A 21,605-nucleotide genomic window follows, 5' to 3' on the forward strand; every position below is an offset into this window, starting at 1 on the left:
CGGTTTTACATGTTGATACCACACGACGCATTGAGTCCGGACGCTCTGCAGGGACTCCTCGAGGAGTTCGCCACGCGGGACGTGACCGACTATGGCGATACCGAATTGAGCTTGTCTGCCAAACTGGAACTGGTCAAGCGGCAATTACAACGTGGCGAGGCCTTCATCGTTTTCTGCGAGCAGGATGAAAGCGTTTCGATCGTCACCAAGCAGCAACTGCGCGAACTCGGGCTGGAGTCCGAACGGTAACGGACCAGACGTTTGATTGCCACTGCCTGGCTGCCCGCGCGGTCGCTGCAGGTGTTTCACCAGCCCAGGAAAAAGGCCAAAAGGATACTTATATCAGCTGAAATTGAATTCGGCTCATCGAAATGAGCCACCTCGGTTTAAAAGCCCAATTCGCATAGGTTACAAATGTACCTGATTAGCGTCGAACTTTAGCAGTAGCTCACGTGGTAAACGACTACCGCTCGTATTCTAGGGGCTCAATACACAGTGGTGCCCCATGGCGATGAACCGAGTCCAATTTCAACGTAGTCTTTCGATGGCTGATTTCTTAAACCAGTGCGGCAGCGAAGCGCAGTGCGAAGCGGCGCTGGAGACCATGCGCTGGCCAGACGGGTTTCGGTGCCCCGAGTGCGGGGGCGCCAGGCATTGGGTGTTCCATCGCGAAGGCATTAAGTACTGGCAGTGTCGCGTCTGCCTCAGTCAAGCCTGTCTGACCGCATGGACGATCTTTCAGGCGACCAAATTGCCACTTGCGCTATGGTTTCTGGCGATGCATCTGATGACCCAAAGCAAGAACAATGTCTCGGCGCTGGAACTGATGCTGCCTCCAGGGGGGGGCCGGCGTCTCAAGCACAAGCTGATTCAGGTCATGTCAGAGCGCGAGGCGGAGCGCGTGCCGTCCGGGCGCGTGGAAATCGACGATGCCTACGCGGGAAGCGAAAAGCCGGGAACCCCAGAGCGAGGATCGGAGAACAAGGTTCCGTTTGTGATGGCTGTACAAGCCACCGAAGAAGGTCATCCACTCTTCCTTCGTTTGGATAGCCTCCGGTTCACGAAGGAGGCCATCGGCGCCTGGGCGGAGAATACGCTGGACCCAACCTGCGCGGTCCTGACCGATGACCTGGGAGGCTTTCGGTGCTTGAGTGAACACGTCGTCTGCCATCACCGCTTCATACTTGATTCATTCAGGCCGCGAGTCCGCACAGCACTCTGAGTTTCGCTGGGTAAACACCCCCCTCGGTAAACTAAGGACAGCCATTACCGGTGCCAGTTCCTAAATTCGGGGTTAATGGAGAAAGTACTGATCATTGAGCGGCTGCTCGCGCGAGGAGCCATGACCAATTGGACGGAAACGCTTAAGCCCGTCTGGGGACATCCGTTGTCCCCAGTGGGTTTGCCCTTAAGCAAGAGCGATTTCGAAAGTTGCGGTATAACTGCGACGCCCGGTAGAAATCCCAGATGGCTCGCGTTGGTTTAAGGCCTTGATCGGCTTCAGTAACTAGTGAGGCAATCGACTCGAGATGAGCCGTCTAGAGACAAAGGAAGCTTAAGAGTTGAAAATCCGGCAATATTCGCTGCTGGACAGAAGGTTACCGGATCGCCTTGGTATTCGGCGTTGAACACCGCTTTGCCAGCCTTGATGAAGGGACTAAGAAGATTACATTCATTGTACTGATGACATTCCTCATTGAGCGTCCAGTCGAAGTCGTGCACGAGATCGGCGGCCTGCTCCACGTCGTTCTTAAGGCCTATGGATAAATTGCGCGCGTGAGCCTCTGCGGCAATCCAGCGGTTATAGGTGATCTGGTCCTGATACGTGAGCGGGAACCCGGTGTTATTGGTATATCCATCGTCCAGATCCGGTTCGATGCCATCGCAACGCTTAGAGACTGCCAGATCCAGTCTTGCCCGCATGATCGGTGCTAACTCGTTAATCTGTCTTATGTCTATCCACTTCTCGCCGGCCCAGCCATTGCTCCGGCCGATGACGGACGTTGGAAACTGACTAGCATCAGGACGCCAGTTTTCCCAACCTCCGACTTCCATGTAGCAGATCACGACCTTGCCCTGCGCATGCAGGGTGTCAATTACGTTCTGCGGTGCGTCAAATAAGTCAATATCGTACATTACGGCGTTGACGCTCGTTTTGATCGTTCCGCTCAATTGCCAGTTCCAGCTAGTTTGAGGCGCCGGGTGCCAGACGTTTGCCGAACCGCTGGGCGTGGGCGTGGGCGTGGGCGTGGGTGTGGGTGTGGGTGTGGGTGTGGGTGTGGGTGTGGGTGTGGGTGTGGGTGTGGGTGTGGGTGTGGGTGTGGGTGTGGGTGTGGGTGTAGTTGTCCCGGTCACGCTGCGCGTCTTGTAATTCCACCACCTGTTGGCAGCTGATGCTGAAGCCGCGTATGTCGCAAAGAGTGCTGTTACCAGCATTGGCGTGAAGATTGTTCTAAGAGATCGGAAACTGTGCATGTTTTCCCTCGTTGTGTTGGTGATTGCGCTGGTTTGAACTTCCGGCCAATTTGGATGGGCCATGGCGCCGATGTGGCGGCTCGGTTTTGAAAATAGGAGTCCGCGCTGCCTCGTCGCTATGGCATAAGCACAGGGCATACCAATGGCGAGTTTTGATTTTATCAGTCGCTAATAAGTCTATGATAAAGAACTATTATTTATATAATGCTTGGTGTCGGGAGTGCGTATGTCGAATAAGGCAAGGACCTAGTTGGTTATCTTTCAGCAGCGCCTTGCGATCGGCGTGAAGACCCTTTGGGGCGTGGTTTTTCGGGTGGTTGAAGCAGAAGTAAAGGGCGCTGTTGTTTATGGCCTATTGGGCACAATTAGTCGTCGCTAGGCGACGCTCGATGGAGCACGGACTGCAGAAGGAAGGGCCGTGAATCGAACGCCGATTCATGGCTTTGTGTCAGATGTTGTTGTTATAGCGATATCTAGATACGGTTTGGTACCGTCTAGCTGCGATCGAGCCGATCTGTCTGTATCAAGCGACATCGGCATTGAGGGTGTCACATAATTGAGACGTCCCGTCTGCAGTGCAGATTGACCTGAAGACGAGGTCGTGAGAGGTTCCGAATTTATCTTGACTACATCGGGCCAAAAGAAATCGCCGGCCCTTAAAGAGCCGGTCGGGTCGACCCAAATGGTGGGGATACGTTTGACCGGGTGCCCAACCTAAGTGGGTCACCCGGTCACCGATCGCTCTTCCTACTCAGTCCGGTCGGAGATCCTACTTGACAACCGGGACAGTAACGGTTGTCGTGCCCAAGGGGATGGTGGCGATCGTCTGCCCGCCGTAAACCTCCTCCTGCGCGCCGGAAACCCCGCCGCTTGTTACGCCGGTCACGATGGCCTTAGCCGACCCGCTAGCTGGAGGCGTGCGAGCCTGAAGCTGGACGGTATTGGTCGTGACGTTCCACACGCCGCTGATATTGGCAGCGCGGCCATTCAGGCGCTCTTCGGTCAACTGCCCGACCTTCCAGTACGGCAGATTCTTCACGGGCAGGGTCACATAGCTCTCGTACACCGTCATGACTGCGTTGGCCCAGTCGAACAACAGCGTGCTGCCCGTACCGTCATAGTTCTTTAGATTGATCTCGTGGAAGTAATGCGGGTACTTCTGCCAGCTCAGCATATGCCTCACCGTAATATCGGCGTCGGCGGCGAGGATGGTCGCGTAGTCCCGGGTTGCGCAGAGATCTCCCAGATATTTCGAATATTGTGCGGCTATTTTCGGGTCCGGGTCGTTAAGATGAGCGTAGTCGAATTGCCCATCAGGGGTGCAATAGTCGCTCGTCGGAGGGGCCGGGATTTGAGCCAAGAACTCAGCCAACGGCCGTTCACGGAAGAGATTGGCCCACTCGTCCACCAAGGAGCCGTCCCGACAATTGGGGTCGGTACGTAGAGTGGGATTCGCAGCTTGTGTGCTGCAATCCACAAGCGCTCCCGGATACCAGGCGTTATAGAAGATGGACGACGGATACCGCGGCAGCAGCACCAGGTTGAAGTTCTCCGTAGGCGTTGCCCCCAGGTAGCGGTTGCTGGGCACGTTGTTGACGAACTGCTCCACACCCTGATTGACTTGCGAGGCGTCGCCGGCGAGGTAACGCACGGGCTGGGTCAGCGTGGTAACGGTTCTGAAGAACTCGGGATTGCCCGCATATGGAAAGGCCTTCGTGGCATCGTCCAGGAGAACGTTCAGAGACGGCTCCGGGAACGGTGCGTTCGCCTCGAATACCCAATTACTCTCCCCGTACGAATTAGCGAAATAGTAAAGGCCTGTAACCAGATTATGGAAACCGTCGTCCTTGATGCCCGAATGCTCGCCGGTCAGCAGGGTGTTGAGGTTCTCGGCGTATCCGGGTAGGGCCAGGTTCTGCCACACCAACCGGTTACAGGTGATTTCGTCTTCATAATCCGCATTGGTGTTAGTCCCTGTACCTAAGTTGCCTACCACATGTCCATTTCCTGCTAGTGCATGGCCGCTGAAATCCAGATCCAGATGGGTGTAGGTGTGGTTGATAAAGCCGAAGTTGCTTTGACTTAACTGGATTGCACCCACCGAGTCCGTGAGGTCTGCGGGATCTGGAGTCGCACTGCCGAAGGCTGCAGTAATCAGGTTAGTACACGCGGCCGATGCGCCAGACGGTAGCCCAGTGGGCCCAATTCCGACACCGTTGAAGGCGAACTCCAACTTGACCTCCTGCGCGAGCGGGTGCGCGGTTCTGAAGGCGTTCTGCGCCGCGACCACATTTGGCACTTCGGCGCTCGTCAGCCTCTGGAACGCCTCCGCCGAAGTCCAGTTGGCCACGGGATCCCACAGGTTGTCCCCGAGGAACAGATCGTCCACGTGGAGATTGAGATAGGGCTTCGATTCGCCAATGAACAACCCTTGGGTCGCGAAGTTCACGAAATCGCGTACCAGCACCTCGGAGTACATAAAGAACCACGCGTGGTTGAGGGTCGAAAAAAGGACTTCTCGGCCATCCGGATAGGTGAGCAGGGAAATCAGGGCAGGTCCCGTCTCATCGGCGGTAGTCGTAAGCAGCTTGGTGACAGTCACCGCGCCACCGGTTCGCGGATTCGCAGTGAATCCAAAGCCAGTGATAGGCAGCGGATTGGACGCTTCAGAGGATTTACCCTTCTTTAAATAGGAGAACAACTTTCTGTCGAGAGCTGGGGGTGGTGCTGTGTCATCAGCGCCGAGTACGGATCTGCTCCAATAGGCTAAAGCAGGTGTCGGGTCACCGGTAACGCTGCCAGCAGGGTCCATACCATAGTCGTAATCACAGGTAGTAGAATTCGGCAGGCATTGTTGCCACGAATACCACGAATAGTACAGATTCGAAACCACAGTCTCCCGGACCTTGAAGTCCCGTTCGTAGCTGTGGAGGGCCGCCCACTCGGCCGAACTGAGATAACTGGAACGGGTGCTTGGATTCACCACCCCCGCGTCCGTCAGGATGATTCCGTTGTAGCGGCCCTGGGAAGCGGTAACCGTCAAACCGCCCGGTGTCAACAGTGACCTAATTGGGTCACTGGGGTTACTGGCGTCCAGCACATCGTAGGGCACGCCGGCCTGCTCGAGGAACCTTTGCATATATCCCAAAACACCATCGGGGTTGGTTACGCTAGTCGGCCATTGGGGTCCATCCTTATTTAAGGGATCTGTCGAGGCAGGACTTATGCCGATGACCAGCACCTTAAGATTGACGGTGACCTCGGTGACTGTGATTGCCACCTGAACTTCCGAGTGGGCTCCGCTAGGATCCGTCGCGCTGACCGTGAGATTGACCGTGCCGGCTGTAAGAGGCGCGACGACGGTGATCGCCCCGGAGGAGCTATTGATGGCAAAGGCACTATTGCTGGTGTTGCCGGCCGTGATCGCGTAGGTTACGACGCCGCCATCCGGGTCGGTGGCCAAGACGCTGCCGACCGCCGCCCCGTTGCCGGACGTCTGCTTGACAGTGAACGAGTAGCTCGTTGGATTGAATACCGGCGGAGGATTGATGACCGTGATAGTCACCGTCGCTGGCGGCTGTGCCGCCAGCCCGTTGGGGTCGGTCGCGCTGACCGTGACCGTATACGTACCGGGTTTGAGTAGGGCCGTATTGGCAACGATGAGCGTGGGGCTAGCGACGGCGAATGCGCCGCCCGAGCTGTCCCCCGTGATCGCATAGGTAATGGCACCATTCTCCGGATCGGTAGCCGAAACCGTGCCGACCGTGGTCCCCGTGCCGGCGGACTGGTTGACGTTGAAGTTGTAGCTGGTCGGGCTAAACGCAGGCGGCTGATTGACCGCCGTGACGATGAGGTTCACGGTCGCCGGAGAGCTGTTGTTCAAACCGTCGTTGGCTTGGTAGGTGAAAGAGTCGGGGCCGTTGTAATTATTTGACGGCGTGTAGGTAAATGAGCCGTTAGAGTTCAAAGTCAGGCTTCCGTGCACGGGCTGGGTGACCGCTACAGCCGTCAAAGCGCCGCTTTCAGGATCTCTGTCGTTGCCAAGCAGGCCCGGCGCAGTGACGGTCAGCGGCGTATTCTGGCTCGTCGTGTAGGGGCCGTCGTCGGCCGCAGTGGGCGGATTGTTGATCGTCCACGCGACCTTGACATTGTCGATGTAAAGGAACCCATTGATGGTTCCCTGCCCCAGGAACCGGATCTGGGTGCCGGCCACGGCATAGGGCTTGAGATCGAAGTTCGCCGAGATGCGGCTCAAATCGGTTGTCCCGCTGAACGCGATCATCGTCCCAAGGTTGGTCCAGGTCGTGCCGTTCCAGGCTTGCACCCAGACGCCGCCGGTCCCCGTCGTGTTGACTACACGCCTATACTCGAAGCTGAGGTTGGCGGTCACGAGGTAGTTCGCGCCCAGATTGACCGGGCGCGATGCGCTGCGGTTGTTGATATCGCCGCCGATGCGCAGGCAATTGGTGGCTACACAGTTGGTTACGCCGCCGGTTGTCGTGTTCGCTACGACCCGCAAATTTCCAGCGGTCGGACTGGTGGTCTCGCCGGCTTCGATCCAGGGGGTGCTCGCCCAGGAAACGCTCCCATCGCTGCCGTTATAGGCAATGGCGGGGAACGAGTCGCTGACGTTTGAACCGGCGGACGGGGAAGGCGGGGGCGCATCGGGTTTGACGAGGTCGACCTTGACGTCATCGGCGTAGAAAAAGCCGACCGAATCCAAGGGCCGGTTGTCGGTGGCTTCTCCGATGAAGCGAATCCGCGTATTGACCGAAGCCCAACTCGTGATGTCGAAACCCTGCCCATTAGGCCCGGCCGCAGTGCGGCTTGAATCGGTGGTGGTGGTGAAGGGATATCTCGCCAGGATTGTCCATTTTTCACCGCCGTCCTTGCTGACTTCGACGCGGACCGCGCCCAAGCCCGTCGTCAAAGTTGACGGGGGGCGCACGCGCCGATAGGTAAACCTGAGCGTCGCCGAGGTGGCGCCACTTAGGTCAATTTGACGCAGCACGCCGTGGTTCTGGATTTCGACGTCGTTGCCGCCCATGCGCAGGCAATTGGTGGCGACGCAGTTGGTTATGTTAGCGGTGGTACTGTTGGCGACCACCCGCACTTGTCCGGTGCTATAAATGGGCGCGGTGAGCGATTCGCCAAATTCTTGCCAAGCGCCCGCCCAAGGCGCAGTCCCGTCGGTCCCGGTATAGGCGAGGGCGGGGAATGTATCGCTTGCCGTCGTGGTAACTGCCCAAGCTGGGGTCAAAAATGAGGCCAGGAGAAAGATTGCTACGTACACGGCTCGAGCTGCTTTGGCGCCGAATTTGAGATGAATGCCAGATAACATGGTATTTCTCCCGGTTGGTTAAGAAAGCCGACCATCCTAATTTAATGGGTCATGCGGCTTACTTTTTTGACTCGTTGTTGAAATAGGCAGATGCTGCAAGCAGAGGCTGCACATTAATTCCTGATTTCGATAGCTTCTGAGCAAGCTTGGTATAGTATTGGCCTAGTGCCTTGGCCTGTCTTTGATAGCTCTTATCGGACTTCTTTGCCCTTTCCGTCTCGGCTTTCTGAGCCTCCACAATCTGGCTCTTTGTCAATGATTTTGCGGCATTGGCTGGTGTTACAAATCCAGTCAAGCCGATCACCAAGAGACATGATATAGCCGCTAGTCTGTGTGTTTGAGATGCAGTGAAATGCGCTTTCATATCGAAGGTCTCCTGGTAGTTGACTATTTGTGATCGCTGAAAATTGAATTAAATCCGCGCAGGTAACAGTGCATCGGTGAGTTCTGGGCCAAAATAAAGATTTATTCCAGAATAGAATCTAATTCTTAAACAACTAAGTACCTGTGTTTCGCCAGACGCTTTTAGGGGCATATTTTTATCCGCATTGGCTTGCGGTGAATCCTGATGCTGTGGCGAGAGTTCCAATTATTTACTAAGAGCAGCAACTACAAAAACCTTGGATTAAAAGGTTTTAATGTATGTAGACTATTCTCTAATGTTAGTTTCTTATAAGCGTTAATATAGCGTATAGCGCTTTGCCACTTTATCCCAGGGCCGAAGGAGAAAGTTTCAATATGCGAATGCCGCTCGGTTTTTAGGAGTCGGTTTTGCCATGGTTTGTTGCGGGGTAAGGTAGAGCAGGAAAGTGCTTGCCTAAATCCGTAGGACTGCGTATGATCTGAAGTTTCTGAGCTGTCCAACACGTACCGGATTTGTGACAAGCTGTTTTCGTTGAGACGGACCTTAGTTGTCAGGTTAGATAGAGTATACAAAAATGTTAGTTTCATTAAATATGAAAAAAAACAGTGCCTTAAGGTTGACTTGAGTCTATATGTAAAACGCCGCTAACTTTAGTAAGTAATCTACGTAAACCTACTCAATCATTCCTATTCTTTCTTGTGTTTAATCTAGTGCATTGATAGGAGCCAGTTTCTATAGACTCGGGCAGCGCGTGCATTGAAAGACGGAATGCGGCAGCGGTGGTAGTGTATTAGCTGCCTTAATGTAGGCAAGCCAAAAGTCAGATTGGTTAATGTTCGTTTAGGGTAAAAGCTGTGTTGCCGGTTAAAGTCAAAGGGCTAGTGATGAGGCTTGGGCTACTGTATTTGATCGGTCTTGCACCGGCCTCGTCTGCTCCTGAAAGCGTTGCCTTCTACTACGGCGCCAATGCTCCGATCAGCCAGTTGGGTACGTATGACTGGGTGGTCGTGCAGCCGGGCAACTTTGGTTCGCCCAAGCCGTTGCGCAGCAAAGGCGTGGAAGTCTTCGCCTATGTCAGTGTCGGTGAATTGGAAGAACGCCAGCTGTCGGAAACGGGTGTGGACCCTTCATGGCTCATGGGCCATAACAGCGCGTGGCAAAGCCGGGTGGCCGATCTTTCTGCGCCTGGATGGAGGCGCCATCTCCTCGAGCGGTCCATGGCGCCCTTATGGTCTCAAGGCTACCGCGGCTTTTTTCTGGATACCTTGGACAGTTTTCAATTGACGGTGAAGGACGAAGCCGGACGCCGGGCGCAGATTCGCGGTCTGGTGGACGTGGTCAGGTCGGCACATGCCCGCTTCCCGGGTGTCAAACTGCTGTTTAACCGCGGCTTTGAAATTCTGCCCGAGGTGGCGCCTTTATGTGCCGGGGTCGCGGCCGAGTCCCTCTTCGCGGGCTGGGATGCAGCCAATCAAACCTACCGCGATGTCAGGCCTAACGACCGGGCCTGGTTGCTTACGAAACTCAACGAGGTCAAGGACCGTTACCGCCTTCCCGTGGTTGTCATCGATTACGTGCCATCCGATCGGGCGGCGCAGGCGGTGAAGGTCGCGCGCGATATCCGCGAAATGGGCTTTATTCCCTGGGTTGCCAATCCGTCCCTGGATTTTCTCGACTTCGGCACAGAACCGACCAGACACACCGCCAAGCCGTGACTCGGAGCGGGTTTGCCGGTTACAGCTAAATTGCTCCGGGCCAAGCGCCCGCAGGAGGCAGACATGTCAGCAACTCTCCCGTGTTCCCGACCAAGTCTGGTCAGCACTTCGTCGGTGGCAGGCTTTGGGGCGGCCCTGCTGATCGCACTTGGCTTGACCTTTCAAAACATGGATCAGATCCAGCGTCTGATGGCAGGACGGTCTCCCGATGGGGTTTCCATCCGCTATCTGGAACTGATGACTCGCCTAAACCCGGCAGACGAGGTACTGAGGGTGACTCTGGTGCGTCAGCTGTTGCAAGTTGGGCAGCCAGAGACGGCGGCAGCGGCCCTCGCGCCCCTGCTCGGGAAACCGTCGGGCGATCTTGAACTGACGCGGCTGGAAATCGAGATTGAGCAGAGTAGGGTCAATGCGCTCCGGGCCGACGATCCCAGGCGCCCCGACCGTATCGCCGGTTTGGTGCAACGTCTGCGCGACCAAAGCGGTCAGGTCCAGTCTTCACAGGACTTGGCCGAATTTGCGCGCGTCAGTCTCGCCCTTGGCCAGCCCGGGCTGGCCGGCGAATTCTACGTTCGGCTCAGCCAGGTGGACATCGCACAGCGTCAGCGTTGGCTGCAGGAATCAGCGCGCTGGTTCATTGCCAGCGGAGACAGTCTGCAGGCCGGCGACAGACTCGACGAGGCCGTGCAAATGGCTGCCGATCAGGGCACCGGCAGGATGCTGGCGATCCAGGCGCTCGACGCCTATGTTGGCGGCATGGCGTTTGACCGCGCCACCGCGCGCGGCGAGACATACCGTGAGCGTTTCCCTGACGATGTCGAACTATTGCGGCATCTGGTTGCCATGGCGCTGGCGGCCGGCCGTCCCGATCGAGCCCGCGACTGGGGGCGCGCACTGGCCGCCAGCCAGCCCGGCGACGCCAAGGTCTTGCAGGAGCAGATAGCGCTGGAATTGTCCGTGAGCGATTTTCGCGGGGCCTGGTCCGTGGCTAGCCAGTTGGCCCGCCTCCAACCCGGCTGCGAACGCTGTCAGGAGCAGTCGGCGGAGTTGGCGGAGCAAGCGGGGCAGCCGGGGGAAGCCTTGCGCTACTGGCTCCCGAAAGTACGCGCCGGCGATCATGGCCAGGCGCTTGGCGAGGCGCTGCGCCTGGCGCAAGGGGCTCGTAATGATGGGCTTGCAATAGAGCTTCTGGATCTGCGGGTGCAGGATCGCGCTCTGAGCAAGGGCGACTATTTCCTTGCCGAAGCTGCCTATCGGCGCAGTCGCCCGCAAGGCGCCTGGGTCGATTTTCTCAACCGCGCCATCGCCCGTAATCCCAACGACCGGCTGCTCTGGGAAGGCCTGATTTTCACCTTGGGCAAGAACAAGCAGAGCGGTTCTCTGATTGCCGCGCTCGAAGCCATGGAGTCACGCTTTGGCCACAGCCAGGATTTGACGCTGCGTATCGCCCAACTCATGAGTGGCGCAGGCAGGCGTGATCTGGCGCTGCAGAGGCTGCGTGATTCCAGTGGCCAGTTTACGAGCGCAGCCAAGGACTTCTGGACGCTCTACGGCGATCTGGCCTGGCAGTTGGAATCGCCAGCTGATGCGACTAAGGCCTATGTCGTTATGGCAGAGGCGGGATCGCGCGAGGAACTCGTCCATGAACGCTTGGCCCTGCTCGCACGCAAGGGCGGCCGGTTCGATGAGGCCATCGATTACGCCGAACGCGGCTGGCGTTTGAGCGGCCAACCGAGGATGCTGATACTGGCGCTAGACATGGCTGCTCAAGGCAAGCGCTGGGACCGCATGGGCGCGCTGCTTGGACAGTCTGCAGCCTCTGAGCCCAGCCTCGCGCGGAACGAGCAATACTGGCTGCTGAGAGCACGCTACCAGGTTCAGCGCGGTCACATTGCCGATGCGACCGCGAGTTACGAGCATCTTTTACAGATCAATCCTTTGGCGCATTCAGCGCGTGCCGGCCTGCTGTGGATGTTGATTGATCGGCGCGATAAAGCGCGCCTCGCCGACTATGTGGGGCGCTGGCAGGGGGCAGGCGCCGCTGCCGACCAGGCGCTGTCTGACGCGCTGGGTGCGGCCTATCTCGCCCTGGGGCGAAGCCGGGAGGCGCTCGACTATTACGAACGTTCGAAACAGGCCCACAAGCACGATCCGCTTTGGCTGCTGCAATATGCGGAACTATTGCACCAGTCGGGACAGATCGAAGCAGCGGCCAAGCTGCAGGACTTCGTGCTCCGTAATTTCCGCTCCTCACTCGCGTCCCTAGCCCGCTCCGACAAGCAGAGCGCAATGGCGTATTTAAGCCTGGTCAATCAGAGGGAAGGGGCGGCCGAGCGCTACAGGGCGTTGGAAGCATTGAGCCGGAGCGTGGCAAATTAAGAGCGTATTGACATGGAAAGCATTAGAATCCGTAAGGAATCAGTGACGGCAAGGGAAGGTAGGATGCCATGATGCGAGTGACCTGCGGTATCGTGATGCTTGGAGTGGCGGGATGCTCGACGCTGCCCGACTGCGCCGATGGCGGCGGGTCGGGATGCAATGCGGAAACCCGCGCGAACGCGTCTGGCGAGCAGACGCGTTCCAACCCTGATGCGGGGATCGGTCCACCGCAGTTGCGCGAACTGGGTTTGATCGGCGCGCTGGGCGCAGGCAATTTCGAGGCTGCGCGATTGTGGATGGGGGATTCCGCGAGCGAGCGACGGTCCTTGTCGCCTTGGGCCCGGTTGTCCTTGGCCATGGCGCTGGACGACCAGGCAGAAATCGCCACTATTCTGGAACATGAAGCGGCCGACCTTTCGACACTCGACCGGGTTCAGGCTTTGCGCAAGCTGGGCCGCGATGCCGAGGCAGCGAAGCTGATTCAGCAGTCCAAGGAGGCGGGCGCCACGCCGGAGCAATTGGCGGCGCTGGAGGCGCAACGCGCGGACATCCGCAAGATGTCGGGTCAGTCGTTCAATTCCAAATGGTCCGCGCGTTCGTTGGGTTCGTTGCGAATTCAAAGCGAGGAGGGCGAATATGCCGCGCCACTTTTCCAGGCGCCCTTGTTAGGCTTTTCCCGCGCCAGTCTTCGTTTTACCCACAATAACCTCAATGGTTCCATCGACGACGCCAGCGTGTCCGGCCTGAGCGACGAATACGATGTGTCCGCACGCCTCGATTCACGCATCAATGTCCAACAGGGTCTCAAACTGCTTGCAGGCACCAATGTGCGCAGCGACAGCAATCTGCCCTATGGCGACGTGCATTGGGACTACCGGCCGGTCAACTGGCTGGAGGGCTCGATCGATGTGCAGGTCAATGAGCTGACCGACTACACGGCGTTTTTGCGGACCTACGGCGCCATGGACAGGGTCGCGGCCCAGGTGGTCGTGTGGCCCACTTCGCTGGTTACCGGGCGCTTTCGAGTCGGGGCCCATCGCTTCCGCACCCGCGAGGATGAGCGCCTGGGTGAGGGCTATAGCATCGACGGCGATGTGGGTCTGCGCGTATTGAGCGGGCTGCCAACCCTGCACGTGCGTCTGCAGGGCGGCATGCAGGCGAACTCGCTGACCGGTCAGGTGCCGAACAGCCTGGTCAACAGCGGAGCGATTCCGGCCTCGGCGTCCATCGATTCCCTCATCTCCAAGCAGTTTGGACAGTTCGGCGCCGGCTTCCGTCTGGGATACCAGGAATACAGCGAGGAAATATTGGCCCTGCGGGCCTATGTCGACGGCTGGATGGGGGGCTTATGGCCTGCCGGCAGCTTTGCCTACCATTTCCGGGGCGGCGTCGGTACCAGCTTTTTCGGGGCCGACCAATTCAGCGCGGAAGCCTTCTATGCCAACACCCAGGGGGGCCAGGCAGCCCAAGCCTATGACGGCGTTCAGGTCAGTTATCAAATTCGTTTCTGAAAGCCCCAGCGCCGGCGGGCCGGCCTCGGGTTCTGCGCGAGATCGGGAGGTTGAAGTGAAATCAGACATAGGCTATTGGCTCATTCCGGCAGTTCTCAGTGTCGTCTTGCTGAGCGGGTGCTCCCGCATCGACATCCATGACGCCGCGCCGCCGCAGCCTGGGCAGAGCTGGATGCTGCTGCCGCTGCAGAATCTCTCTGACACGCCGAAGGCCGGCGAGAATGCGCGCGAATTGCTCGCCAACAGCTTGCGTGGGCCGGGCATGCCGGTCTTTCGACGCTTTGTAGAGCAGCCGGAGGATGGTGATCTACCCGAGTTGAGCGAACAGCGTCGCGAAGATCAGGCCCTGGCCTGGGGCAAGCAGCAAGGCGTCGGCTACGCGCTGGGCGGGGCGGTGAACGAATGGCGTTACAAACCGGGCACAGGGGAGCCGGTGCTTGGTATTACGCTCAAGGTGGTGGACCTGCGCAGTGGCAACGTTATCTGGTCAGCCTCGGGGTCACGTTCGGGCTGGGCAGGCAGCACGGCCTCCGGTACAGCCCAACAGTTGCTGGATCAGATGGTCTCAAAGGTAGATTTCAACTGATTTCGTGGCATGGGCCGCGGAGGCGCTCGAGTTCGCACGCGCACTTTGGACTTAAGGAGGCGGTCTAGACCGGAAACACCCGCCTCGCCATTGCCTCCACCGAGTGCTCCGCCTGTCAGCAGGCCACAAAAGCGCCAAACAGTCCGAAACGCATCGGGCGCACTTCTTCAGATCTCAGAATCAAGGTAGCTTCATAGGCGCGAAAATCGACGCCGAGCCCGATCAGCCCAGCACGGGTCTCGGCCGAGCCGAAACTGCCTGCTGTTTCGTTCAGGTGTGTAGGCGCTACGACGGTTGAAAATTCCCGCTGGGTCCGTTTCAAGTTCACCAGGCGCTTGGCCCCTGTCTCGATCAGATGCATCAAGCCGCAGCGGCACTGGATGACTGCCTGGGGAACACCTGTAGGTGTGCGCGAAATGGTGAGCCGAGAGCGGTTTCCGTTGTCGTGTCTAGCCCGCGCGGCGGGAAGCGCTCCTGCCGCAGGCAGCCGGCAGGTATTCGGAATGATCTCCAGAGCAGGGCCCCTGAACGCCTTTTGGATATTCCGGGAAAGTTCAAACACGACCTATAGGGTAGGCGCGTCACGCTCGGGAAGTAACAGGGGTACTGTCAGGTCACGTGCCCGCTTTGGCGTGCAACTTGATTTGCCAGAATACAAACCGGTGTAAGTAAGTTGCCTCATATGGCTTTCGGTTTGAACCCGTAGCCGTTGTTCCCGATCGGTAGCAGGTCGGCTGGCGCGGATCAGGCAAGAAGCCCTCGTAATCCCCGAAGTCGTCATTTCTTTACATGCGTTAAGGTTAGTTATTTAAAAGAATACAGATACTTAGAATTCTTTTCTGGTCGCTGAGCCGCGACCGGCGGGTATTGTGTATCAAACCTGATGCAGGGAACGAAGAAGGTGGAGTTAGGTAGTTTTACCTTGACTCTTCATGGATGCGAGTCGAGGACGGTGTCGAGTTTCGCTGAAGCGTCAAAATAAGATAATTACCCTGTAAAGTTGGCTTTACATTAATTTGGCGAAGGCCCATAAATTCGGAAAATGTAAGCTTCATATGGGTGGGCTGACCTAGCAAATTCCAAATGGGTTTCGCTCCGCAATGCGCGTATTTCCTGATTCGCACTAGTCGATTGGATTATTTGTAAGAGTGCCAGCCGGGCATTGGCATGGATTTTCGTATGTGTGTTTCGTGATTCTGTCGCCTTAGAGCGACGGCGCGGCAAAATAACACTACGAATGGAGATTTCTATGTCTGGTTATGCACCCTCGGCCCCTACCAGGGTCAGCGCCCCCCCGCAGGGGCTCGTGGCGCAACGCGGAAAGGCGGCATTGAAGATCACCCTCTGCGGTATCGCCTTGTTTTCTCTAGCCTCCTTGACGCATGCCACGACCGGTCCTGATCGCGATCCGGACAACAATGCCTGGAGTGCCGTCAGCGATCCGGCTCTGTGGCAGCAGGTGTGGGATCACCGCTTTCAGCAGCCTCTGCCCAGCTTGTTTGCCCCGAACTTCATCTACGCGCCGGATCCGGGTTCGACAAGTGCTTACACCATCCGGGCCGGGCAGACCGAACAGGATCTCCTGGGAATCGGGATCAAGACCAAGGTGTGGGGCTATGGGAATCATGAGACTGCGAACGTCACGTTTCCCGGAAGAACCTTCGAGGTAAAGCGTGGCGCTCCGATCCGAGTGAATTGGGAAAATGACCTGGCGGCGAATGGCGGCTCTGCGTTGCCTCATCTGCTTCCGGTCGATCCGAGCATCATGGAGGGAGTGTTCGATCTTACGGGAAGCAATGCCATCGAAGGCGTCCCGATTGCCATACATCATCATGGCGGCGATACGGCCTTTGAGTTCGATGGCGGACCGGATCAGTGGTTCGTGCCCAAGCGCCTGCAGATCGGCCCCGGCGTTTGCGAAAGCGGCAGCGCCGCGGCGTGCCGCTCAAACGCGCAGCAGGCGGCTCAACTGAACTACGAGTATGGGAACGACCAGGAAGCCTCGTTGCACTGGTATCACGACCACGCCGAAGGCCTTACCCGCATCAATGTCTATGCCGGCCTGGCTGGCCTGTACGTGGTGCGCGATGCCAACGAGAAAGCTCTGGCCGATCTCAGAGGGCCCTTTGTCAACGGCGTGGCCCGAAACAAAATTCCCTCCGGCCCCTACGAAATGGGCATGGTGATACAGGATCGGGCCTTCAAGGCAGACGGCGGCCTGGCCTATGGCGCGGACCCGGCGGCCTATCCGGCGGTACTGCCGGGAACGAACCCTGATGGTGGCGCGGCTTTGCCACTGCCTCAAGATAGTCCGACGCATTTCCCGGAGATGTTCGGTGACGTTGTTCTGGTGAACGGGGTCGCCTGGCCATACTCCGACGTGGAACCGCGCGAGTACCGTGTGCGTGTGCTGAACGGCTCCGATTCCAGGGTGTACAACCTGAGCTTCGGCGGCCTGACGTTCTGGCAGATCGGTACCGACCTGGGTTTCCTGAATAATCCGGTACCGCTGAAAAACATTACCGTCGCTCCTGGCGAGCGAGTGGACCTGGTGGTCGATTTCGACAAGGTTCCCCTGCGCCGGACCAATGGCCAGTTCACCCGCGATATCCTGGTGACCAACTCGGCGCCGACCCCCTATCCCGACGGCGATGCCGTGACCCAGGGCGGAGACACTGTCATGCGCTTCAACGTGGTCAAGCCGCTCGACCGCTCCATTCCACGCACCAAGCTGCTGGCCACCAGTGTCCTGCGTGGCCTGCCGGTGCCCCATGCCGGTCCGTCAACACCGCGGCTTCAGCCGGCGCTTGTTCCGCGCGGCACGCCCGTGCGCCGCATTCTGCTTGGTGAGGGTGCTGACCAGTATGGCCGCATCACACCGTTGCTGGGCACCTACGATCCGAGTGATGCCCACAATCCGGCTGATCCCGGTAGTCCGGCGGCGAGTAGCAACAAGGGCACGCAGTTGTTGCACGATTCGCCCACGGAAGTGATCACGCTCGCACGCGACAGGCGAGGTAATGTCATCCCGAAAACCGAAGTCTGGGAATTCTGGAATGCGTCCGAGGATTCCCATCCCATCCATATGCACCTGGTTCAGTTCCGCGTACTGAACCGGCAAGGATTTGAGCCGTCTCCGGCCGCTCCCATGGATGAGGCCAGTGGCCTGCCCATGCAGATTGCGGCAACCACCCAGAACAACGGGTGGTCCGGGGTTCGGCTGATTCCGGGCTGGAATCAACTGGTGACCGATCCGGCCGCGCCGAATGGTCTCGTCACGGCGCCTCCAGGGGAGCAGGGCTGGAAAGACACTGTCCTGGCGCCTCCGGGCTATGTCACCCGGGTGCTGGTCACCTTCAACCGGCCCGGCAAGTTCGTGTATCACTGCCATATCCTGTCGCATGAGGAGCGCGACATGATGCGTTGGTATGAAGTGAAATAAGTCTCCGAAAACCTGTGCGGCCGCCGTGGGGCGGGCCGCGCAGGTTACTTCGGATTCAGGGTTGCAAGGCGGGTCCCACGCTTTCAGGCTGGCTCGGGCCGGGCCCTCTGTAGGTCATCAGGTGCCCCAAGCGGGAAGCGACCCGTTGCCCGGGGCCCAGTGACAGTCGATAGTACGAAGCCCCGGGGGGGCGGTCGTCGACCGCCGTTTCAAGGGTCTCCATGAGATATTCCCGCGTCGGATTGCCCCGCATCGTCGCCAGGGCATCGTTGAAATAGAACACCGCAGCATACACTTCCGACTGCGTGGCTTCGTCACCCGCTTGCAGATTCATTTGTTTCAACCAGGGAATCAGCCCCAGGAGCGCCCGCCCGTGGCGCACGGAAGGCGAAGTCCGCTCCGAAATCCAGGCGGTCCGTGCCTGCCAGGCCGGCGGAAGCTCTAGCTTGTCCGGCGGGCACAGGCGTTCCGAGAGAATGATCCGGCCCGCGCCAGGCATTTGAGGAAAGGCCGTCGTCAGGGCGGCGACTTGCTCCGGTCGCAGCCAGAGCAGCAAGGTGTCCGCCGATTTGAGGTCATTGGCCAGGGCCGCGGGCGCGTCGCCGGACCACGAGTGCGAAATGACCCGCCCCGCCTGAAACTGCCGTTCCAAATTGGCGGCCACCGATGCGCCGCGTTCGCCGTCGTAAAGCTGAACGATGCGCGCAGGCTGGGCCGGCAGTTCCTTGAGATAGCGGATGAGCAGGGCGGATTCCAGGCCCAGCCCGCCGCCCAGATACATGGCGTAGTAGCCATCGTGGGCTTGCGGGATCTGATCGAGCACCGGAAACAGGCAGGGGGTAGTGGTACTCTCGCAAAAGGCCTGGATTGGCTCCCAATGCACACCTCCGGCGCCGGACAGGATGGCGTAGACGGGCCGTTCTCGATAAAACTGCTGCAACTGGCTTTCCCAGCCTGACTCGGGCCCGGACAAGCGCCAAACCTGCAGCGCGATACGCATCGACGGCGCGGCGGAAGCCCAAGTCTGCAGTGTATCGATGACGGTCTGGCTGCGAACACTGTCTGCATCGGGTGTTATAACGGTAGCCAGATGCAGGGTGCCGTTTTCCAGGCCTGGAGGCGCGGCCGTGGAAAGCTGACTCAGATAAGCGGTCAGCGCCTTCAATGACTGCTCGTCGAGAGAATACCGCGGCATCAGCGGATTCAGGGGCCGGTTCAACGGGTCGAGGCCTTCACGCAAGGCTTTGGCCAGGGTCGCCTCGTCGTAAGCAGGCCGCGCCTGATGACGTTGCGGCATGACGGGGATCGCATGGCGGCCGCGACGCGCTGCCTGGGCTGGCTCCAGCTTTGCAAAGAGCACAGGTCCGGAGACGGCCGGCACCGGAATGTTGCCTTCCCGGCTACCCATTCCGCTGCGCCGGTGGCAATGTTCGCAGGCCGCATCGACCCCCGAGATGGCAACCTCTGCCGCGCCCATGGCCTGCAGGGGTTGCCCGTCGGCGGCGATCCCTGCTCGGTACAGGCGGCGGCCCTGTTCCAGCAGATCGGCGGGCGTGGCGCCCGCGATGGCGCCTGTCAGCATGATCAGGCAGAAAAGCAGGGTTCCGACGCGCGGCGCGGGTCGCCAGTGCAGTGTGGGGCCGTACTTCATAGGTGGGTTTTCCGTGGGTACAGAGGGGGAACCATAGCCGCTGCCGACAAACGGCGCCAGCGTTTCCTGATCATGTCGTTGCGTTTGCGCGGAGCATCGGCCCTCCGACTCGCGCCAGCGGCGGCGCAGGGCTTTCGACCACCCGATCATGAAAGTTCGATGATGTTGAGGTAAGCTTTTGTGCTAGGGGCCCCCCGGGCGGGGGCCGGTAGTTAGGTCTGGTCATGTGGTATCAAGTTCTTGCGGAAATGCCGAATCGAGCGGCGTTCCTTCGCCTCATCAGGGTGACGTTGCTGGCAGCGATTGCGCTTGGGGTCGTCGCTTGCGCGAGCAAGCCTTCGCGTCCGGTTGCCAAACGTCCGCCCGCGGCCAGCCCGATCATCAATTATGCGTTGGGCCTGAGGGGGACCACTTACACCTGGGGTGGGGAGTCGCCCTACGAGGGCTTTGACTGCAGCGGCTTCGTGCAGCACGTGTTCGGCCGCTACGGCATTCGCTTGCCGCGCACCGCAAGGCAGATGGCCGAGAGCCTGCCGCCCTTGCCCGGATCGCGTCCCCAGCCCGGCGACCTGGTTTTCTTCAACACCACCGGCGCGCCTTATTCCCATGTGGGCATCTATATCGGTCAGGACGCCTTCGTCCATTCCAGCAGCGCAAAAGGGCAGGTGATCGTTTCCAGCCTTACAAGGCCCTACTGGTGGCAGCATTTTCTCGGCATCCGCCGGCCGCGGCGTCCCGGCTCTGGCTGAGCAGCGAAAGCCACCTTCATCGATGATTTGCTGCGAGCCCCCGCTCGTGGCGGCCGTGCGCGGCTTCCTGCTTTTCTCTCCAAAATATGTCTTTAGGGAACATGAACGACCCGGAACAGTGTGATGTGGTGGTGATCGGCGGCGGGCCGGGTGGGGCCAGTGCCGCCACGGTGCTGGCGCGTGCCGGCAAGCGGGTGGTCCTGCTCGAACGGGAACGTTTCCCGCGCTTCCAGATCGGCGAGTCGCTCTTGCCGGCCGGCTGGGAACTTTGGCGTCGGCTGGGTATCGCCGAGAAGATCGAAGCCGAGGGCTTCACCGTCAAGCAGGGCATCAACTTCGGCATGTTCAACCAGAAGCCGGAGGTGGTGCTGCTCACGGCCGAGTACCCGGAGTATTTCGAGAAGCCCTACACCTACCATGTGGAGCGGGCCCGCTTCGACCAGTTACTGCTCGAGCACGCCGCGGAATGCGGGGTGGACGTGCGTCAGGAATGGTCCGTGCGGGATGTCCTGTTCGAAGCCGGTCGGGCCGTCGGTGTGGTCGCGGCACCGAAGGGTGGCACCCCGCGGGAGCTGTGCGCGTCGGTGGTGGTGGACGGTTCTGGTCGGGAATGCCTCATCGCGCGCAAACTGGGCTGGCGGCGGCCCCACCCGGAGTTGAACAAGATCAGCCATTTCAGCCACTTCGCCGGCGCGTGGCGGCGCGACCCCCATGACATCGTGAGCGTGGGTGAGGTGATCGAAGGCTCGGTGACCACCGACATCCACACCATCGAGGGCGGCTGGATGTGGTACATCCCATTGCGCAATGGCATCACTAGCGTTGGCGCGGTGCTCGATGCCCGCGCCGCCAAGGGCATGGGCGCCACGCCGCAGGAACGCTTCGACACCGCCGTCGCGCGCTGCGCCAATGTCTGCGAGTGGTTGGATGGGGCGGAGCAGGTCATGGACATGCACACCATCTCCGCCATTGCCTATTTGAACGACCGCTTCCACGGCGACGGTTTCGTGCTGGTGGGGGACGCCGCCATGTTCGTGGACCCGGTGTTCTCGGCGGGGGTGACGCTGGCCATGCGCGGCGGGGTGTACGCGGCCGACGCGATCCTCGATGCCTTCGCCCATGAGGATTTCAGCGCGGGGCGGCTCGGGGCTTACGAGGCCCGCATCCGCAAGCCTATGGAGGAGATCTTCAAGATGATCTACAACTGGTACCGCATTCTGGAGCAGCGCGACGCCAACAACATCATCCTGCGCTCGCGGCAGATCCCCATGTTGCGGGAGCGCTTCGTGGTGCTGCTCTCCGGCGGCTATGACAAGGTCACCATGGAACAGATCCTGGCCGCGAGCGATGAGCCCGAGGCCAGCTATCTGATGCGCTGAAGCAGGGCTGTCG

14 protein-coding genes and 1 pseudogene are annotated in these 21,605 nt (G+C 59.2%); 9 read left to right on the top strand and 6 right to left on the bottom strand.

The window, feature by feature from the left end; genetic code table 11:
* Positions 1–9: 9 nt before the first annotated feature.
* Both EK23_RS16295 and EK23_RS16300 read left to right on the top strand, forming a co-directional pair.
* Positions 10–249, top strand: a complete 240-nt coding sequence (locus EK23_RS16295) for a YheU family protein (protein ID WP_045226458.1) — start codon at positions 10–12, stop codon at positions 247–249.
* Positions 250–505: 256 nt separating this feature from the next.
* Positions 506–1,274: pseudogene (locus tag EK23_RS16300) on the top strand (IS1595 family transposase); the annotation flags it as partial.
* A gap of 226 nt (positions 1,275–1,500) precedes the next feature.
* Here the strand turns inward: EK23_RS16300 and EK23_RS23985 are convergent.
* From EK23_RS23985 to EK23_RS23385, 4 genes are all read right to left on the bottom strand, one after another.
* On the bottom strand, positions 1,501–2,172 hold the full coding sequence (locus EK23_RS23985) for an endo alpha-1,4 polygalactosaminidase (protein ID WP_200892178.1): 672 nt from the start codon (positions 2,170–2,172) through the stop codon (positions 1,501–1,503).
* A 13-nt stretch (positions 2,173–2,185) separates the two neighbouring features.
* The gene (locus EK23_RS23990) at positions 2,186–2,377 is read right to left on the bottom strand and encodes a hypothetical protein (RefSeq protein ID WP_200892179.1); all 192 of its coding nucleotides are present in this window, start codon (positions 2,375–2,377) and stop codon (positions 2,186–2,188) included.
* A gap of 867 nt (positions 2,378–3,244) precedes the next feature.
* Entirely contained in the window at positions 3,245–7,816 is a 4,572-nt protein-coding gene (locus tag EK23_RS16310; RefSeq protein ID WP_045226459.1) for a cadherin-like domain-containing protein, read from the bottom strand.
* A 58-nt stretch (positions 7,817–7,874) separates the two neighbouring features.
* Entirely contained in the window at positions 7,875–8,180 is a 306-nt protein-coding gene (locus EK23_RS23385; RefSeq protein WP_145998708.1) for a hypothetical protein, read from the bottom strand.
* A gap of 884 nt (positions 8,181–9,064) precedes the next feature.
* Between EK23_RS23385 and EK23_RS16320 the strand changes: the two genes are divergently transcribed.
* The 4 genes from EK23_RS16320 to EK23_RS16335 all read left to right on the top strand — a co-directional run bounded on the left by EK23_RS16320 (position 9,065) and on the right by EK23_RS16335 (position 14,371).
* A complete protein-coding gene (locus EK23_RS16320) occupies positions 9,065–9,895 on the top strand; it encodes an endo alpha-1,4 polygalactosaminidase (RefSeq protein WP_082054268.1) in 831 nt (276 codons plus the stop codon).
* A 63-nt stretch (positions 9,896–9,958) separates the two neighbouring features.
* Positions 9,959–12,274, top strand: coding sequence for a tetratricopeptide repeat protein (locus tag EK23_RS16325; RefSeq protein WP_082054269.1), 2,316 nt, complete (start codon positions 9,959–9,961; stop codon positions 12,272–12,274).
* A gap of 68 nt (positions 12,275–12,342) precedes the next feature.
* Positions 12,343–13,785: a hypothetical protein gene (locus EK23_RS16330; RefSeq protein ID WP_045226462.1), complete on the top strand. Its 1,443-nt coding sequence runs from the start codon at positions 12,343–12,345 to the stop codon at positions 13,783–13,785.
* Positions 13,786–13,840: 55 nt separating this feature from the next.
* Complete coding sequence (locus tag EK23_RS16335; protein WP_052808266.1) at positions 13,841–14,371, top strand: hypothetical protein; 531 nt, start codon at positions 13,841–13,843, stop codon at positions 14,369–14,371.
* 115 nt (positions 14,372–14,486) lie between these two features.
* Here the strand turns inward: EK23_RS16335 and EK23_RS16340 are convergent, their stop codons facing one another.
* Entirely contained in the window at positions 14,487–14,732 is a 246-nt protein-coding gene (locus EK23_RS16340; RefSeq protein ID WP_045226463.1) for a hypothetical protein, read from the bottom strand.
* 888 nt (positions 14,733–15,620) lie between these two features.
* Between EK23_RS16340 and EK23_RS23390 the strand changes: the two genes are divergently transcribed.
* On the top strand, positions 15,621–17,813 hold the full coding sequence (locus EK23_RS23390) for a multicopper oxidase family protein (protein ID WP_158002531.1): 2,193 nt from the start codon (positions 15,621–15,623) through the stop codon (positions 17,811–17,813).
* Positions 17,814–17,868: 55 nt separating this feature from the next.
* On the opposite strand, the gene EK23_RS16350 is transcribed toward EK23_RS23390, so the two are convergent.
* Complete coding sequence (locus EK23_RS16350; protein WP_045226465.1) at positions 17,869–19,464, bottom strand: hypothetical protein; 1,596 nt, start codon at positions 19,462–19,464, stop codon at positions 17,869–17,871.
* A gap of 224 nt (positions 19,465–19,688) precedes the next feature.
* On the opposite strand from EK23_RS16350, the gene EK23_RS16355 reads away from it, so the two are divergent.
* Both EK23_RS16355 and EK23_RS16360 read left to right on the top strand, forming a co-directional pair.
* On the top strand, positions 19,689–20,213 hold the full coding sequence (locus EK23_RS16355) for a C40 family peptidase (RefSeq protein WP_235282148.1): 525 nt from the start codon (positions 19,689–19,691) through the stop codon (positions 20,211–20,213).
* Positions 20,214–20,314: 101 nt separating this feature from the next.
* Positions 20,315–21,592: an NAD(P)/FAD-dependent oxidoreductase gene (locus EK23_RS16360; RefSeq protein WP_052808267.1), complete on the top strand. Its 1,278-nt coding sequence runs from the start codon at positions 20,315–20,317 to the stop codon at positions 21,590–21,592.
* The last annotated feature ends 13 nt before the right edge of the window (positions 21,593–21,605 follow it).

This window comes from Methyloterricola oryzae (genome assembly GCF_000934725.1).
Lineage (GTDB): Bacteria > Pseudomonadota > Gammaproteobacteria > Methylococcales > Methylococcaceae > Methyloterricola > Methyloterricola oryzae.